General features: G+C 69.1%; 15 protein-coding genes. 12 read left to right on the plus strand and 3 right to left on the minus strand.

Annotated elements, in window-relative coordinates:
* Positions 1 to 41 precede the first annotated feature (41 nt).
* The gene (gene cydB / locus G1H10_RS04915; RefSeq protein WP_163733558.1) at positions 42 to 1052 is read right to left on the minus strand and encodes a cytochrome d ubiquinol oxidase subunit II; all 1011 of its coding nucleotides are present in this window, start codon (positions 1050 to 1052) and stop codon (positions 42 to 44) included.
* 94 nt (positions 1053 to 1146) lie between these two features.
* Positions 1147 to 2700, minus strand: a complete 1554-nt coding sequence (locus tag G1H10_RS04920) for a cytochrome ubiquinol oxidase subunit I (RefSeq protein ID WP_216852913.1) — start codon at positions 2698 to 2700, stop codon at positions 1147 to 1149.
* Between the two features lie 112 nt (positions 2701 to 2812).
* On the opposite strand from G1H10_RS04920, the gene G1H10_RS04925 reads away from it, so the two are divergent.
* Together G1H10_RS04925 and G1H10_RS04930 are read left to right on the plus strand one after the other, a co-directional pair.
* Positions 2813 to 3226 carry a BlaI/MecI/CopY family transcriptional regulator gene (locus G1H10_RS04925; protein ID WP_312856530.1) on the plus strand — a complete coding sequence of 138 codons (414 nt, stop codon included), beginning with the start codon at positions 2813 to 2815 and terminating at the stop codon, positions 3224 to 3226.
* A complete protein-coding gene (locus G1H10_RS04930; protein ID WP_216852914.1) occupies positions 3223 to 4134 on the plus strand; it encodes a M56 family metallopeptidase in 912 nt (303 codons plus the stop codon). Before G1H10_RS04925 ends, G1H10_RS04930 begins: the two co-directional genes overlap by 4 nt.
* 12 nt (positions 4135 to 4146) lie before the next feature.
* Here the strand turns inward: G1H10_RS04930 and wrbA are convergent, their stop codons facing one another.
* Positions 4147 to 4770: an NAD(P)H:quinone oxidoreductase gene (wrbA, locus tag G1H10_RS04935; RefSeq protein WP_163733561.1), complete on the minus strand. Its 624-nt coding sequence runs from the start codon at positions 4768 to 4770 to the stop codon at positions 4147 to 4149.
* Positions 4771 to 4983: 213 nt separating this feature from the next.
* Between wrbA and G1H10_RS04940 the strand changes: the two genes are divergently transcribed.
* The 10 genes from G1H10_RS04940 to G1H10_RS04985 all read left to right on the plus strand — a co-directional run bounded on the left by G1H10_RS04940 (position 4984) and on the right by G1H10_RS04985 (position 17183).
* Positions 4984 to 5598, plus strand: a complete 615-nt coding sequence (locus tag G1H10_RS04940; RefSeq protein WP_163733564.1) for a TetR/AcrR family transcriptional regulator — start codon at positions 4984 to 4986, stop codon at positions 5596 to 5598.
* Between the two features lie 46 nt (positions 5599 to 5644).
* A complete protein-coding gene (locus G1H10_RS04945) occupies positions 5645 to 6091 on the plus strand; it encodes a cupin domain-containing protein (RefSeq protein ID WP_163733567.1) in 447 nt (148 codons plus the stop codon).
* Positions 6092 to 6211: 120 nt separating this feature from the next.
* Positions 6212 to 7795 (plus strand): methionine--tRNA ligase, encoded by a 1584-nt coding sequence (gene metG, locus G1H10_RS04950; RefSeq protein ID WP_163733570.1) that lies wholly within the window; start codon positions 6212 to 6214, stop codon positions 7793 to 7795.
* A gap of 91 nt (positions 7796 to 7886) precedes the next feature.
* Entirely contained in the window at positions 7887 to 8771 is an 885-nt protein-coding gene (locus G1H10_RS04955) for a TatD family hydrolase (protein WP_163733573.1), read from the plus strand.
* Positions 8772 to 8987: 216 nt separating this feature from the next.
* A complete protein-coding gene (locus tag G1H10_RS33815; RefSeq protein WP_163733577.1) occupies positions 8988 to 10157 on the plus strand; it encodes a resuscitation-promoting factor in 1170 nt (389 codons plus the stop codon).
* A gap of 29 nt (positions 10158 to 10186) precedes the next feature.
* On the plus strand, positions 10187 to 11059 hold the full coding sequence (gene rsmA / locus G1H10_RS04965; protein ID WP_163733580.1) for a 16S rRNA (adenine(1518)-N(6)/adenine(1519)-N(6))-dimethyltransferase RsmA: 873 nt from the start codon (positions 10187 to 10189) through the stop codon (positions 11057 to 11059).
* A 5-nt stretch (positions 11060 to 11064) separates the two neighbouring features.
* Positions 11065 to 11967, plus strand: a complete 903-nt coding sequence (locus tag G1H10_RS04970) for a 4-(cytidine 5'-diphospho)-2-C-methyl-D-erythritol kinase (RefSeq protein ID WP_163733582.1) — start codon at positions 11065 to 11067, stop codon at positions 11965 to 11967.
* A 168-nt stretch (positions 11968 to 12135) separates the two neighbouring features.
* On the plus strand, positions 12136 to 13398 hold the full coding sequence (locus G1H10_RS04975) for a glycerophosphodiester phosphodiesterase family protein (protein WP_163733585.1): 1263 nt from the start codon (positions 12136 to 12138) through the stop codon (positions 13396 to 13398).
* Between the two features lie 81 nt (positions 13399 to 13479).
* On the plus strand, positions 13480 to 15294 hold the full coding sequence (locus tag G1H10_RS04980) for an ABC transporter ATP-binding protein (RefSeq protein WP_163733588.1): 1815 nt from the start codon (positions 13480 to 13482) through the stop codon (positions 15292 to 15294).
* Positions 15291 to 17183, plus strand: a complete 1893-nt coding sequence (locus G1H10_RS04985; protein ID WP_216852915.1) for an ABC transporter ATP-binding protein — start codon at positions 15291 to 15293, stop codon at positions 17181 to 17183. Before G1H10_RS04980 ends, G1H10_RS04985 begins: the two co-directional genes overlap by 4 nt.
* The last annotated feature ends 4 nt before the right edge of the window (positions 17184 to 17187 follow it).

A 17187-nucleotide genomic window follows, 5' to 3' on the forward strand; every position in this document is an offset into this window, starting at 1 on the left:
TCGAGGATCCGCGGGGGTATAGCGCCCCACATCCTCGATGATCATGGGGAGGTGATGTGCTGGACGCCGATCCGCCGCCGGAAGGTCCAGTACACCCAGCTCTGGTAGGCGAGCACGACCGGCACGAAGGGCACCGCCACCCAGGTCATCACGGTCAGCGTGTAGTCGGTCGACGAGGCGTTGTCCACGGTGAGCGTGCCGGCGGCGTCCGCCGTGGACGGCAGCACATCCGGGTACAGCGCACCGAACAGCGCCGCGCCGACTGCGGCGACGGCGACGAACGACGTGACGAAGGCCCAGCCCTCGCGGCCATCGGCGATGATGCGGTGGCCACCGACGACGAACGCGACCGCGACCGCCCCGGCCAGCCATGCCGCCCAGGTGACCGACCCGGTGTCCCGCTGCGTCACCGTCCAGACCACGAAGCCGGCGATGGCCAGCGCCGTCGGTGCGGCGAGCCGCCCGGACAGCGCCCTGGCGCGGGTACGCAGCTCGCCCACGGTCTTCAGTGCGACGTAATGGGTGCCGTGCAGCAGCGAGAGCGCCAGCGTCACTACCCCGCCGAGCAGGGTGTACGGGGTGAAGACGTCGCCCAAGCCGCCGACGAAGTCGTGTCGGGCATCCAGCGGCAGGCCCTGGGCGAACCCGGCCAGCAGCACGCCCCACAGGAACGCCGGTGCTGCCGAGCCCAAGAAGATCACGCCGTCCCACCGGCGCCGCCAGCTGTCGCTGTCGTGCTTGGCCCGATACTCGAAGGCCAGCCCGCGCAGGATCAGCGCGACGAGGATGGCCGCGAGCGGCAGGTAGTATGCCGACCACGCCGTCGCGTACCACTCTGGGAAGGCTGCGAACGTGGCGCCGACCGCAGTGATCATCCACACTTCGTTGCCGTCCCAGACCGGGCCGATGGTGTTGATCAGCACCCGGCGCTCCCGGTCGTCGTGGGCGAATCGCCGGGTGAGCATCCCCACGCCGAAGTCGAACCCTTCCAGCGCCAGATAGCCGACCCATAGCACGGCGACGAGCACGAACCACACGGTCACCAGTTCCATTTCTCACCCTCCTCGGGGTTGCTCGCACACGTTGCTCGTGCCGCGGCGTCGAAGGTGCGGCCGATCCTGGCGCGACATCTGTCCATCGTTCCCTTCAGTAGGCGAAGATGAGCGGGCGGTCGGCGTCGTCGTCCCCGCTCTCGCGCTCGGTGCTCTCGCGATCGGCGCTCTCGCCGTCCACGTCCTGGTCGTCGGATCCGGCACCGGCACCGGCACCGCCGCCACCACCACCGCCACCGGAGTGCCGCCGTCCCCAGGCCGCCTCGGCGCTCACATCGGGTAGGCCAGGGCGGGCGTGCTTGACCAGCAGCCAGATCCACAGCGCGGTCAGCCCCGCATAGAGGACCGTGAAGACGCTCAGCGTGGCCAGCACGCTCGCGGACGTCGAACCGGGCGTGATTCCAGACGCGGTGGGCATCAGCCCGAACACCAGCCACGGCTGCCGCCCCATCTCGGTGAAGATCCAGCCGAACGTGTTCGCGGCGAGCGGCAGCACGGGCAGGATCAGGGTCGCCCGCAGCGCCCACCGAGAGGTCGGGACGCGTCCCCGCCGGGTGGACCAGAGCTGCCAGGCAGCAATCGCGGCAGCCAGCCCGCCCGCACCGATCATGAATCGGAACGTCCAGTAGGTCACCGGGATGTTCGGTGCGTAGTCGCCCGGACCGTAGATCTCTTCATATTCCTGCTGGATGTCGTTGATCCCCTGGACCGCGCCGTCGAACGAGCCGGTGGAGAGGAAGGAGAGCAGTTGGGGGACCTCGATCGAGTACAGCGCCTCACTGCCGTCCAGGGTGCCGACCGTGAACAGGGAGAAGGGCGCGGGCTGTTCGGTCTCGTAGAGCGCCTCGGCGGCCGCCATCTTCATCGGCTGCACCTCGGTCATGATCTTGCCCTGGATGTCACCGGTGACGGCGGTGCCCACGCCCCCGATCAGGACAGCCGCCGCGCCGATCCGCAACGCACTGCGGAAGGGTGCGGCGTCGCTGGGAGCGCCGGGCTCCGCCAGCGATGGGTCGCGGTTTCCGCGGAGCAGATGCCACATGGCGACGGCGGCGACGACGCCTCCGCCGACCATGATCGCGGCCATGATCGTGTGCGGGAAGGTGACGAGTGTGACCTTGTTGGTCAGCACCGCCCAGATGTCGGTGAGTTCGGCCCGCCCGGCTTCTTCATTGATCTCGTATCCGACCGGGTTCTGCATGAATGAGTTGGCGGCCAGGATGAAGTAGGCGGACAGCAGCGTGGCGCAGGCGGTCACCCAGATGGTGGCCAGGTGGATCTTGGGCGGGATCCGGCCCCAGCCGAAGATCCAGACTCCCACGAAGACGGACTCCAGGTAGAACGCGAGCAGCGCTTCCATGGCCAGCGGAGCACCGAAGATGTCTCCGACGAAGCGGCTGAAGTCGCTCCAGTTCAACCCGAACTGGAACTCCTGCACCAGCCCGGTGACGACGCCGACGGCCAGGTTGATCAGCAGCAGCTTGCCGAAGAACTTGGTGAGTTTCAGCCACCGCTCGTCGCCGGTGCGGATCCACGCCGTCTCCATGATGGCGACCAGGAACGCCATGGAGATGGTGAACGGGACGAAGAAGTAGTGCACGACGGTCGTGATCCCGAACTGCCACCGCGCGAGATCGATGACGTCCATCCACACCTCCAGGCCGAACGACCTCATTACTACGTTACGTCGTAGATACTACATACCGTCGTAAGTTTCTACGACGGGGCGTCGTACTACGGGCGGTAGGTATGCTGGACTGGTGGCTGAAGGACGACGTGCGCACCTGGGTGAGTTGGAACGCTCCGTCATGGATTACCTCTGGTCTGCGGCTCCGGAGGGGAACGGTGGCGGGCCGTCGCCGGTCACCGTCCGGCAGGTGCACGAGGCGCTGAGCGGCTCGCGCGAGATCGCCTACACCACGGTGATGACGGTCCTCGACCGGCTGGCGAAGAAGGGCGCGGTCGAGCAGTTGCGGGACGGTCGCGCCTATCTCTACCGGCCCGCCGTGACCCGGGACGAGCTGACCGCCGAACTGATGCACGAGGCGCTCGGCACGGTCGACGGCGCCGACCGGACGTCGGCCCTGGTCCGGTTCATCGACACGGCCACCCCCGACGACGCCGCGGCTCTCCGGGCCGCGCTCGCACAACTCGAACGACGGGGCGAGGCATGAACGGGTTCGTCCCGAACGTGGCGACGCCGATGGTGCTGGCGGCGCTGGCCCTCGTGCTGTCCGGGCCGGGGCCGGCCTGGTTGGCCCGTGCCCGGTGGCCGCGCCGGGTCCCGCGTGCCGCGCTCGTCCTCTGGCAGGCCCTGGCGCTGGCGGCGCTGCTGTCCGCGGTCGGCGCCGGGCTCTCGGTCGCGACTCTGGCCGTGTTGGAGGCGCGTCCGAACCCGGTGGTGTCGGTGCTGTATGCGGCGGCGCTCGCGATCACCCTCACCGTGCTCGCCCGGTTGCTGTGGTCGGCGCATACGCTGGGCGTCGGGCTGCGTGCGCGCCGGCGCAGGCATCGTGAGCTGGTCGACATCCTCGGACGCCCCGATCGCCGGGCACCGGGCGCCAGGGTCCTGGATGCCGATCCACCGTTCGCCTACTGCGTGCCCGGGCTGCACGCCCGGCTGGTGGTCTCGTCGTCGGCGCTGGAGGCATTGTCCGACGATGAGGTGCGCGCGGTACTCGAGCACGAACGTGCCCATGTGCGCGCCCGCCATGATCTAGTGCTGGAAGGGTTCGCGGCGCTGCGCAACGCCTTTCCCAAGGTGGTGCGCAGCCGCGCCGCGCTCGATTCCGCGGCCGGTCTGGTGGAGATGCTCGCCGACGACGCCGCCCGTCGTCGTGTCGGTGCGCTGCCGCTCGGACGGGCGTTGACCCGCCTGGCCGGAGCGCCGGTGCCCGCGGCGGCGATCGGGGCGGGGAACATCTCGGCCGTCGAGCGGATACATCGGCTCGCGGAACCCCCGGCGCCCTTGTCTCGAGGTCTCGCCGCGGCCACCTACCTGGCGGCCGCGGCGCTCGTCGTCGTTCCTACCCTGACCGTCGCCGCGCCCTGGCTGGCGCGGCTCGCCGCCTACGCGAGCTGAGGGCCTTTCAGCTCAGGCGGCGGCCTGCTGTTGGCGCATCGCCCGCAACGCTCGGGCGGCGTCGGTCACCCGGCCGCCCTGGAACCGGGCAGCTTCGAGCTCTCCCTGTGTCGGGCGGTTCTCGGCGGCGACGACGCTGATGCCGTACGGGTTACCGACGTGCTCGCTCGCGCCGTCGTCGACGTATCCCGGTGGGACGATGACGGCCCCCCAATGCATGAATACCTGGTACAGGCTGATCAGGGTGGACTCGTGCCCTCCGTGAGGTGTCTCCGCGGACGTGAAACCGCTCGCGGCCTTGTCGGCGAGCGCTCCCTCCTGCCAGATCGACGAGGTGGTGTCGATGAACTGGCGGACTTGGGCGGCGACGTTCCCGAACCGGGTGGGTGTGCCGAAGATGAAACCGTCAGCCCATCGCAGGTCATCGTGGGTGACCACGGGAATGTCCCGGGTGGCTTCCAGATGCTGGTGCCAGGCGGGAACGCTGCGCACCACGTCGTCGGGGGCGAGTTCGGCGACTCTGCGCAGCCTGGTCTCGGCACCCGCCTTCTCCGCGCCCTCGGTGATGGCGCGGGCCAGTGCGTGGATGGTGCCGGTCGAGCTGTAGTAGACGACGGTCACGCGTGGATCGGACATCAGAAGCTCCCCATCGATACGACGGTACCGGCTCGTGGTCATACACTAACCGGAGGATTTTCCGGTTAGTGTAAATGGAGAACTCTCCGATTGCCACCGAGCATGTGGTGTTGCACGGCGCCAGGATGGCGACCGCGGCGGGGCGAAACGGCGGTTCGACCCGGCCGGAATGCCCGGTCGCGACGTTCTAAGCTGGCTGTTGCGGAGGTGTGAATGGCAGGCGACGAGGGCGTGATTCCGGAGGTCACGCTGTCCATCCACGGCGCTCCGCGCCCGGAGCGTGCCGACGCCGCGCGGAACCGGCGGATCTTGCTGGAGGCGGCCGGCCGGATTCTGCGGGACAAGGGTGTCGATGCGCTGACCATGGACGCCGTCGCCGCGGAGGCGGGCGTCGGGGTAGGCACCGTCTATCGCAGGTTCTCCGATCGCGGCGGACTCGCCTACGCGCTCCTCGACGATGAAGAGTGCCGGTTTCAGCGTGCGTTCATCTCCGGCCCTCCTCCGCTGGGGCCGGGTACGCCACCGCAGGAGCGGCTCCGCGCCTTCCTGCACAGGTACGTGGAACGGTTACCGGACCACGCCGATCTGCTCGCCGCCGCGGAGGACGGAACGGCCCGGTACCGAGCTGGCGCCTATACGCTGCATCGGCAGCACCTGGCGACGCTGATCGGGCAGATCGATCCCGCGTTGGACGCTGTGTACCTGGCGGATGCACTGCTGGCGGCGTTGTCCGCCCACCTCTTTCTTTACCAGCATCGCGAGTACGGCATGTCACTGGAGCGTCTCAAGACGGGCTTGGACCATCTGCTCAGCGGCATCACCAGTTGAGCTGAAATGCACGACCGGCACCCGGGTGGTGCGTACGCTGGCGATCATGGCTGCAGAACGACGACGCCCACAGCTGGCCGACGCCTTGGGACTCGAACCGCATCCCGAAGGTGGATGGTTCCGGGAGACCTGGCGATCCGACGTGACGTTCCGTCCGCCCGGATACGACGGGGAACGAGCCAGTGCCACCTGTATCTACTTCCTGCTGGCTCCAGGTGAGGAGTCGCAATGGCACACGGTGAAGTCCGCGGAGTTGTGGTTCTGGCACAGCGGCGGTCCGCTCCTGCTCAAACTCGGTGGGGACGGCGCGGCGCCTGACCTGGAACCGAAGACTATGACGCTGGGGCGGCGCGTGGCGGCAGGGGAGTCGCCGCACGCGATCGTCCCGCCCGGCGTGTGGCAGGCGGCGCAGCCCGCGACCGACCAGGAGGTTCTGGTCTCGTGTGTGGTGTCGCCCGGCTTCGATTTCACCGATTTCCACCTGCTGTCCTGACCGCTGTACCGGGCGTCGGCGTGCGCCCGCCCACGGCGTGGACGGCATCCGAGGATCCACAGTTCATCGCAGCGTGAATCCATGTGAGGAGCCGGGGGTTGTGGAGCTACGATCGTGCCCATGCCCGAGGCTTCTTCCAAGGCGTTTTATGTCACCACGCCTATTTACTATGTCAACGACGCGCCCCACATCGGGCACGCGTACACCACGGTCGTCACCGACTTCATCGCCCGGTGGCATCGTCAGCGCCAGGAGCCGGTGTGGTTCCTCACCGGAACCGACGAGCACGGCCAGAAGGTATTGCGAACGGCCGAGGCCAACGGCGTGGACGCCCGGACATGGGCGGACCGGCTGGTGGAGAACTCGTGGAAGCCGGTCTTGGAGACCATCGACGCCTCCAACGACGACTTCATCCGCACTACCGAGCCGCGGCACGTCGAACGCGTCAAGGAGTTCATCCAGGGCCTTCATGACGCAGGAGAGATCTACGAGGGCACCTACGAAGGCGCCTACTGCGTCGCTTGCGAGGAGTACAAACAGCCCGGTGACCTGATCGAGGGGACGGGAGAGTTCGAGGGGCAGCAGCTGTGCCCGATCCACACTCGCCCGGTGGAGATCCTCTCCGAGAAGAACTACTTCTTCCGGATGTCCGATTACACGGACCGGTTGCTCGCCTTCTACGACGAGAACCCGGACTTCGTTCAGCCGGAAAGCGCGCGTAACGAGGTGTACAGCTTCGTCAAGCAGGGCCTGCAGGACCTCTCCATATCCCGGTCCACCTTCGACTGGGGCGTCACCATCCCGTGGAACGAGTCGCACGTCATCTATGTGTGGATCGACGCGCTGCTCAACTACGCGACCGCCGTGGGCTACGGCGCCGACGAGGCGAAGTTCGCGCAGACATGGCCGGCCGACATCCACTTCGTCGGCAAGGACATCCTGCGCTTCCACGCCGTCATCTGGCCGGCCATGCTGATGGCGGCGGGGGTGCCGTTGCCGAAGAAGGTCTTCGCGCACGGATGGCTACTGGTCGGCGGCGAGAAGATGAGCAAGTCGAAGCTCACCGGCATCTCGCCGGAGCAGATCACGGGCACGTTCGGATCGGACGCGTTTCGCTACTACTTCCTGCGCGCCATCGCCTTCGGCAACGACGGCTCCTTCTCCTGGGAGGATATCGCCGCGCGTTACCAGGCCGAGCTCGCCAACGGGCTGGGTAACCTGGCGTCCCGGGTGTCGGCTATGGTCGGCAAGTACTTCGGTGGAACGTTGCCCGAACCGGGGACCGCGACGGAAGCCGAGAACGCGCTCGCGGAGGTGGCCCGGCGCGCGACGGCCGACGCCGACGCCGCTGTGGACCGGGTGGCACCGCACGACGCATTGGCCGCCGTCTGGACCTTGGTGGAGGCCGCCAACGGCTACATCACCGAGCAGCAACCCTGGGCGGTGGCGAAGGACGAGTCGCAACGTGAGCGGTTGGCTACCATCCTGTATTCGTCCGCGGAGGCGCTGCGCGCCCTGGCGGTCCTGCTCAACGCCGCCATGCCGAAGGCGTCGGCGCGGTTGTGGGACTCGCTCGGTGCGGAGGCCGGCCTTGGGAGGCTGGCCGAGCAGCCGCTCTCCAGCGCCGGTGACTGGGGGCGTCTCCCCGCGGGTGCGCAGGTCACCAAGGGCGATGCGCTGTTCCCTCGGCTGGAGCTCGACTGATCGCCGAGGCCATCGAGGGATCACGATGTGGCACGCCACGTGACGTGCCACCGCCAGACACAATGCTGCGTGACGAAGGAAGAGAAGCGATATGAGCCGGATGAAGCGTTCGGCGACGGGCGAGGACGGCCGTCGCCGGGATCGGTCGCGCCCGCCGGCCCCGGAGCCGTTGCCGTCGCCGGTGACGGATGCGCACTGCCACCTCGACATCGCCGATGGCGAAGACGGCGACGCGTTTCCGCCCGACGATGCGCTGGCGGCCGCGGCCAAGGTCGGTGTCGACCGGGTGGTGCAGGTGGGCTGCGACCTGCCGGGCTCGGCCTGGGCCGTGGATGCGGCGCAGCGATACCCGAACGTAGTGGCGACCGTGGCGCTGCACCCCAACGAGGCGCCTCGCTTGGCCGCCACCGGAACGCTCGACGACGCCCTGAGCGAGATCGACCGCCTGGCCGGATCCAGTGATCGGGTGCGCGGGGTCGGGGAGACGGGCCTGGATCACTTCCGCACGACGGCGGAGGGACACGCCGCGCAGGAGGAATCGTTCCGGGCGCACATTGAGATCGCCCGGCGGCGTGGTCTGGCGCTGATGATCCACGACCGGGACGCCCACGCGGACATCTTGCGCATCCTCGACGAGGAGCGACTGCCGGAACGGGTGATCTTCCACTGTTTCTCCGGCGACGCGGCGATGGCGCGGCACTGCGCCGAGCGCGGGTGGTTCATGTCGTTCGCGGGGACGGTGACGTTTACGAACGCGGAATCTTTACGTTCCGCGCTGCGGGAGGTGCCGGCGGGACAGGTCTTGGTGGAAACGGATGCTCCGTTCCTGACGCCGCACCCGTTCCGCGGGCGGCCGAACGCGTCGTACCTGGTCCCGCTGACGGTACGGACGATCGCCGACGCTTTGGAACAGGAATTGGCGGAGACGTGCGAGAACCTGCAAATCAATACAAATCAGGCATTTGGCACATGGTGATTCTTATCACTCAAACTGCCCTATGCCAGGGTATCCACAAGTTTTTCCACAGAAAGCCTGTTGTTGGACTTGACATCCTGCTCAGGTGCGTTACCGTTTCGTGATTGTTAGCCGGGGTCGGAGAAGCTCCGGGTGGCGATGAGGGGGAACCGCAGCCGCGGGAGACCGGACGCGCCATCTGCTCCGTGCCCGGGAGGTACTACATCAGGAGCTTTGTTGCGTCCGTCCGTCAAGACGATCGCGATCAACGCGAGCGTCGTCACCGCCCTTGTGGCCGGTGGCGTCGCGTACATGACGTTCGACAACGCCGTCAGCCTCTCCGTTGACGGAGAAACCGAAACCGTCCATACGTTCGCCGGCAACGTCGAAGACGTGCTGGACGGTCAAGGTATCGAGATCGGGCCCCACGACGAGGTCGTCCCGTCCCTGGACAGCAAGGTCGAAGATGGTACCGAGATCAATGTCCGGTACGGTCGGCAACTCACCGTGACCGTCGACGGCACCGAGCAGACCGTCTGGACGACAGCCCTGTCGGTCGACGAGGCTCTGGCCGAACTCGGCATCCGCCACGAGGGGGCAGAGGTCTCCGTGGCTCGGTCCCGCGACATCGACCGCAGCGGGCTGAATTTCGAGGTGCAGACCCCCAAGGACGTGACTCTCGTCGCCGACGGCGACACGAGAGAGGTCACCACCACGGCGCTCACGGTGCGAGAAGCCCTCGCGGACGTCGACGTGGAGCTGGGTGACCGCGACATCATCGAGCCTTCGCTGGACACCAAGTTGAGCAGCGAGGCGGAGATCGTCGTCAAGCGGGTCACGGTCAAGAAGGACACGGTCGAGAGGGAGATCGACTTCGAGACCGTCGAGAAGGAAGACGACTCGCTCGAGGTGGGCGTCACCCAGGTCGAGACCGAGGGGAAGAAGGGTCTCCTGGAGCGCAGGGTCGAGAAGACCTTCATCGACGGGGAGCTCGACAAGACCAAGAAGCTGTCCGAGAAGGTCGTCGAGGAACCGGTCGACAAGGTGATTCTGGTCGGCACCAAGGAGCCCGAACCCGAGCCGGAGCCCGAGCCGGACCCGCCGGCCGATGACGACGACGGCGGCAGCGATGGCGGTGGCGGCGGTAGCGACGACAACGTCGACGGCGGCGTCTGGGACCGGCTCGCACAGTGTGAGTCCGGCGGAGACTGGTCCATCAACACCGGTAACGGCTACTACGGCGGCCTCCAGTTCAACCTGCAGACGTGGCAGGCATACGGGGGTTCCGGCTACCCGCACGAGAACAGCAAGGCGGAGCAGATCCGGATCGCCGAGAAGCTGCGCGATGACCGTGGCGGCTACGGCGCATGGCCGGCCTGTGCCGCGAAGCTCGGCCTGCCGACGTGACCCGCGGCTGGACACCTATGCTCTGACGTGTGAAGAGCAACGAGACGTCCGCCGGCCCCAGACTGCTGGGGTCGGCGGACGTTCGTCGTCTGGCGGCCTCGGTCGATCTGCGCCCGACCAAGACGCTGGGGCAGAACTTCGTCATCGACCCGAACACGGTCCGCCGGATCGTCCGGGTGGCCGGGGTCGGCCCGGCGGACGTCGTGGTGGAGGTCGGTCCGGGCCTGGGCTCGCTGACCCTGGCGTTGCTGCCGGTCGCCGCTCGCGTGGTCGCGGTCGAGGTGGATCCGGAGCTGGCGGCCAGGCTGCCGTCGACGGTGGCGGAGTACGCACCCGATCTGGCCGGGAGGCTCGACGTGGTGCGTGCGGACGCGATGCGGGTGAGCGAGCTGCCCGGTCCGGATCCCACCGCACTGGTCGCCAACCTGCCGTACAACGTCGCCGTGCCGGTGCTGTTGCACATGCTCGAGACCTTCCCCGGCCTGCGCCGCGCCCTGGTCATGGTGCAGAAGGAGGTCGCCGACCGGCTGGCGGCCGAGCCCGGTTCGCGGACGTACGGGGTGCCGTCGGTCAAAGCGGCGTGGTACGCGGCCGTCAGCCATGCGGGATCGGTCGGACGCTCGGTGTTCTGGCCGGTGCCGAACGTCGACTCGGGCCTGGTGCTGCTGGAACGCCGGGAGCCGCCGACGGATGTGGACCGCTCCGCCGTCTTCGCCGTGATCGACGCCGCGTTCGCGCAACGCCGGAAGACGCTGCGCGCGGCGTTGAAGGGCTGGGCCGGATCGTCGGCCGCAGCCGAGGACGCGCTGCGGTCGGCCGGTGTGGACCCGTCGTCGCGCGGTGAGCAGCTCACCGTCGCCGATTTCGCGCGCATCGCAGCCGTGCGGCCCGCCCGGAGGTGAGGCGGATGCGCGTGACCGTGCGGGTGCCGGCGAAGATCAACGTGGTCCTCCGGGTGGGTCCGCCCCGGGCGGACGGTTTTCACGACCTGGCGACGGTTTTCCACGCCGTCTCGCTGTTCGACGACGTCACGGCGGACGACGTTGCCGACGGCACAGGCGTACGGCTGACGCTGGACGGGCCGTACGCGCGGGGTCTGGCGGCGGACGAGTCGAACCTTGCCGTGCGAGCCGCTCATGCGCTGGCATCCGCCGCCGGAGTCGCGGCGGATGTCCGTTTGCGGGTGCACAAGTCGATACCGGTGGCCGCCGGACTGGCCGGAGGCAGCGCGGACGCCGCCGGGGTGTTGCTGGCCTGCAACCGGCTGTGGGGGCTGCACTGGCCGGTGCCGCGGCTGACGGAGGTGGCGGCGACGCTCGGAAGCGATGTGCCGTTCTCGGTGCTGGGCGGCACCGCGCTGGGAACCGGGCGTGGCGAGCGCCTGGAACCGGTACGTGTCGGCGGCGAGCTGCACTGGGTGCTGGCGGTGGCGGACGGCGAGCTGTCCACACCCGAGGTGTATCGCCGGTTGGACGAGATCCGTGCCGACGCCGGTCCGCCCGAGCTGCCCTCCGGTGTGGTCGCTGCGATGGAGCGCGCCGACGCGCCGGCGGTGGCGGCGTCGATGGCCAACGATATGGAGGCGGCCGCGCTCTCCCTCCGCCCGTCGCTGCGCAGCACGCTGGACGCCGGGAGGGCGGCTGGGGCGCTCGCCGGCATCGTCTCCGGCTCGGGTCCCACGTGCGTGTTCTTGGCGCCCGACGGCCCTGGAGCGGCCGCCTTGGCGCAGGTTCTGAGTGCGTCGGCGCCGTGTCGTACGACCGAGGTGGTGACCGGGCCCGCCGTGCCCACCGTCCACGTCGCGAGCTGACGGACGCCGGACCAGCGCACGGAACGGAACCGGCCCGGACGAGGCATGGACACTGTCCCCTGCCCGGGTCCACGAACCCCGGCTGTTCCGCCCGCCGTCGCCGGGCGCTCAGGCCGCGTTCACCTACTGTGGCGAGGGTGACATGGCATCCGCGAAGGAGGATCGTTCATGTCCACTCGTATCGGCCGCCAGTCCCTGCGTTACGCCGGGCTGATCACCGCCACGCTCGCTGCCGCCACCACGCTTGCCGGCACCGGCTCGGAGACGCGGGACGTCGGCGCCCAGCCGCCCCTGCCGCCCGACCGGTCCCTGGCGATCGGGCACCGTGGCTCCGCGTACAAGGCGCCGGAGGAGACGATGGCAGGCTACCGGCAGGCGGTCCGCGACCGCGCCGACATTCTGGAGGGCGACGTCCAACTGACTGCGGACGGGCACCTGATCCTGATGCACGACGCGACGTTGACGCGGACGACCGACGTCGAGGAACGGTTTCCCGACCGTGAACCCTGGCGTCCGGGCCAGCTCACCCTGGAGGAGATCCGCACCCTGGACGCCAGGTCCTGGTTCGGCGAGGCGTTCGCCGGCGAGCCGGTCGCGGAGCTCGACCAGCTGCTCGACCTGGCCGAGCAGACCCGGACGCCGGTGATGCTGGAACTGAAACAACCCGGCAACAACGCGGGCTTCGAGCAGGCGCTCGCCGATGAGCTCAGGTCCCGCGGCGTCGGCGCGGACGGCGACTCACGCATTCCGTACGTGCTCGTGGCCGGGTTCGACGCGGCGTCGCTGCAGGAATTCCACGAGATCTTCCCCGGCCCCGAGATCGTGTACCAGGTCGGCGACGTTCCGGACGACGAGGCACTGGAGTCCTACCGGGAATGGGCCGACCACCTGATGCTCACTGTCCGCATGTCGTCCGGGGCGGACGTCGCCCGCGTGGAGACGGCCGGCTTCTCCACCATGGCCGGCACCGTCGACAGCGACGTCGACCTGAGGATGGCGATCGGGCAAGGCTACGACTCGATCATCACCAACCACCCGGAGCGGGCGCTGCAGCTCCAGCGCCGGAACTTCCGGGAACCGGTGCCCCAGGTGCAGGTGGAGAGCATCTATGCGAACGCTCCCGGCGACGATATACAGCCGGAGACCGGGGAGCATGTCAGCCTGTTGAATACGACCAGCGCACCGATCGACATGAGCGGATGGACGGTCCGGGACCAGGCCGGCAACATCGTCCGGCTCCCCGACGGGGTGTCGATCGACGCCGGAAGCCTGCTGCGCGTGTACAGCGGGCCGGGCACCGACCGGCCAGGTCACGTCTACGCCGACTACGGCCGGTCCTTCCTGAACAATTCCGGCGGCGAAACAGTGGTGATCTACAACCGGGACGGGGAGATCGTGACCGTCGGTTCGTACCTGGCGTACCCCGGCTGACCAGGGCGCGTCTCGCTCGGGCGAAGGCGGAGAAAACCGGTTGCCGGAGGGTGGCGGGGCACGTAGCGTCGTGACTCAGTCATGGTCACGTCTGCCACCCCCTCCTCCCTCCCCTCCGGTCGCCCTCGCACGCCCGGCGGCGACGACGGTCCGAGCCCGTCCCGGCTTGTGCTGAGCAGCCTGCGCCCGGGCGGACGTGCCGGAGCGGCGCTCGTCGTCGCGATCGCTGCGGCTACCGTGCTGCCGTTGCTCGCGCCGCAGTTCACGAAGCGGTTCGTGGACGGTGCGATCGCCGGCGACAGCGCCGCTGCGCTCGTGCTGCTGGCGCTCGGTTACCTCGGACTGGCCGTCACCGGCCAGCTGGCGCGGATGCTGACCGCGTGGCTTGCCAGCCGGCTCGCCTGGGATGGGACGAACCGCCTGCGGGAGCTGCTCGCCGAGCATGCGCTCGGGCTGGATATGGCGTATCACGGAAAGCGCACTCCAGGGGAGATGATCGAGCGCGTCGACGGGGACGTGGTGGCGTTGGCGCAGTTCGTGGTGGCGTTCCTGCTCGACGTGGTGGTCAGCCTGTTGCTCTTGCTGGGCGTGATCGTCATCGTGCTGTCGGTGGATCTGCGCATCGGCGGGGTGCTGCTGGCCTTCTGCGGCCTGCTGGCGTTGGGCATGGTGCGTGCACAGCGGCTGGCGGTGCCGGCCGCGACCAAGGTCCGGGAGGGGTTCGCCGCGCTCTTCGGGAACCTGGAGGAGCGGCTTGCCGGCGCCGAGGACATCCGGGCCAACGGCGCCGGCGAACACATGGTGAACCGCTTCCACCAGACCAGCGCCCGCCTGTACCGGGCCGACGTGCACGCGCAGAAGATCTCCGGAGGCCTGTTCGCCGGCACGACGGTGGCGTTCGCACTCGGAACGGCGCTGGTACTGGGTCTCGCCGCCTGGAGCCAGCAGGAGGGGGTGCTCACCGTCGGCACGGCCGTGCTGCTGTTCCAGTACACCCAGATGGTGCGCGCGCCGTTCGAGCGGCTCATCGACCAGCTGCAGCAGTACCAGAAGGCGCTGGCCGCGGTGGCCCGGATCGGTGGCCTGCTCGCGGAGCGCCGTACGCTGTCCGAGCCGGCGGACCCGCGCCCGCTCCCGCAGGCCGGCCCGCTCAGCGTGGACCTGGACGGTGTGGCCTTCGCCTATCCGGACGACGATGAGCAGGTGCTCGCCGGCGTCGACCTGCACCTGGCACCCGGCGAGACGCTGGGTCTGGTGGGGCGGACCGGCAGCGGCAAGACGACCATCGCACGGATGGTGCTGCGGCTGTACGACCCGACCGAGGGCTCTGTGCGGGTGGGCGGCGTGGACCTGCGTGACGTCGCGCTCGACGACGTCCATCGCCGAGTCTGCATCGTCACCCAGGATGTCCAGCTCTTCGCCGCGACCGTCCGAGACAACCTGACCCTGTTCCGGTCCGAATCCGACGCCGGCCTGGACGACGAGCGGCTGAGTTCCGTGCTCGGCCAGGTGGGCCTGGGCGGGTGGCTGGAATCCCTGCCGGACGGGCTGGACACCGTCCTCGGGCCGCAGGGCGGCGGCGTGTCGGCGGGCGAGGCTCAGTTACTGGCGTTTGCGCGCGCGTTCCTGACCGATGCCGGAGTGGTGGTGCTCGACGAGGCCTCCAGCCGGCTCGATCCGGCCACCGAGGCGCGGATCGAAGCGGCGATGGACCGTCTGCTTGCGGATCGCACCGGCATCCTGATCGCACACCGGCTGTCGTCGCTGGCGCGGGTCGACCAGATCGCGGTGGTCGACGAAGGGCGGGTGGTGGAGTACGGCCGCCGGGACGAGCTGGCGGCGGATCCGGCCAGCTGGTTCGGTCACCTGCTCGACGCTGCGGGGGTGCGGCGATGAGCAGCGGGCGAGGTGAACCGCAGGAATCCACGGGCCGCGGCCGGCATCGCGCCGTCTGGTTGGTCATCGGGCGCCTGGCCCGGGTCAGTCTGCGGCGCTACGTCGGCGCCGGCCTGCTATGGGTGACGTTCTTCGCCGTCCCGCTGCTGACCGGGTTGGTGCTGCAGGCCGTCTTCGACGCGATCAGCGGCCAGCGGGCCGCGTCGCTGGACTCGACACTGTGGCTGTGCGCCGCGTTCGTGGCGGTCGAGGCGGTCCGCGGCGGGGTGTTCTGGATCGCGATGAGCCTCTGGCCGTACTGGTGGCAAGGCGCGGGTGCGACCCTGCGCGCGAACGCGCTGCGGTCGATCCTGACCGCCCGCGGTCCGGCGGCCAGCCGGCTGCCGCACTCCTCGGGTGAGGCGGTCGCGCGATTCCGGGATGACGCCGAGGACTTGATCATCGCCACCGACAACATCGTCGACCTGATCGGCGCGGCGGTCTTCGCCGCCGGTGCGTTCGCGATCATGGCGAGCATCGACCCGGTCATCACCGTCGTCCTGGTGTTGCCGCTCACCGTCATCGCGGTGCTGAACCGGATGCTGCGCGGCCTGATCACCCGGGTGCACCGGCAGGCGCGGCAGCTCGGCGCCAGCGTGACGGCCTTCGTCGGGGAGACGTTCGCGGGTGTGCTCGCGATCAAGACGGCCGGCGCGGAAGGTGCTGTGCTAGAGCGGCTGCGGGCGCACAACCGGCGCCGGCGGAACGCGGCGGTCAAGGATCGCCTGGTGATGGACATGCTGGATACGGCCAACTCCGCGACCGTGGAGATCAGCATCGGCCTGGTGTTGCTGCTCGCCACGCCGGCGATGCGCAGCGGCGACTTCACGGTCGGCGACTTCGCCCTGTTCACCAGCTACGTCGGGTGGCTGACGATGCTGCCGCGGATTCTCGGGCGGATGCTGTACCGCATCCCGCAAGGCGCGGTGGCGACGGAGCGGTTGACCCGGCTGATGGCCACGTATGAGGACGCGGACGATCTGGCCCGGCTCAGCGGCGTGTGGTTCAGGCAGGACCCGCCACCGGCGCTGACCGAGCTGCCGGAACGGACCGATCCGCTGGAGGTCTTCGAGGCGCGTGACATCACGGTCCACCACGACGATGCCGGGCACGGCGTGACCGGGGTCGATCTGCGCGTCGATCGTAGTTCGTTCACGGTCGTCACCGGCGCCGTCGGGGCGGGCAAGACCACCCTGATCCGCGCGTTGCTGGGCTTGCTGCCGCTGGATAGCGGCTCGGTGACGTGGAACGGGCAGCCGATCGACGATCCGGGCACCTTCCTGGTGCCGGGCCGGGTCGCCTACGCGGGACAGGTGCCGCGGTTGTTCTCCGAGTCGCTGCGGGAGAACCTGCTGCTGGGCTGGCCCGTGGACGACGGCAAGCTCAAGACGGCGATCGAGCTCGCCGCGTTGGAGCGGGACGTGGCGGAGATGCCGGACGGGTTGGAGACGGTCGTCGGCTCACGCGGGGTACGGCTCTCCGGCGGTCAGGTGCAGCGTTCTACGGCGGCGCGGGCGCTGGTGCGCGCACCGGATTTGCTCGTCGTCGACGATCTGTCCTCTGCGCTGGACGTGGAGACCGAACACCTGCTGTGGGACCGGATCGCCGACGCCGCCGGGGCCGGGGACGGACCGTCCACGGTGCTGGTGGTGTCGCACCGGCGCGCCGCACTGGAGCGGGCCGACCAGATCGTGGTCCTGGACCGCGGCCGGGTGGTCGGCGCCGGCGCGCTGGACGAGTTGTTGCGCACCTGCCCGGAGATGCGGCGTCTGTGGGCCGAGGAGAGCGTCGTCGAAGCCGAGGAAGAATCGGTCGACCCCATGATCATGAACAGTAACCGTACTATGTGAACGG

Origin of the sequence: Phytoactinopolyspora halotolerans (assembly GCF_010550675.1) — a bacterium.
GTDB classification, from domain to species: domain Bacteria; phylum Actinomycetota; class Actinomycetes; order Jiangellales; family Jiangellaceae; genus Phytoactinopolyspora; species Phytoactinopolyspora halotolerans.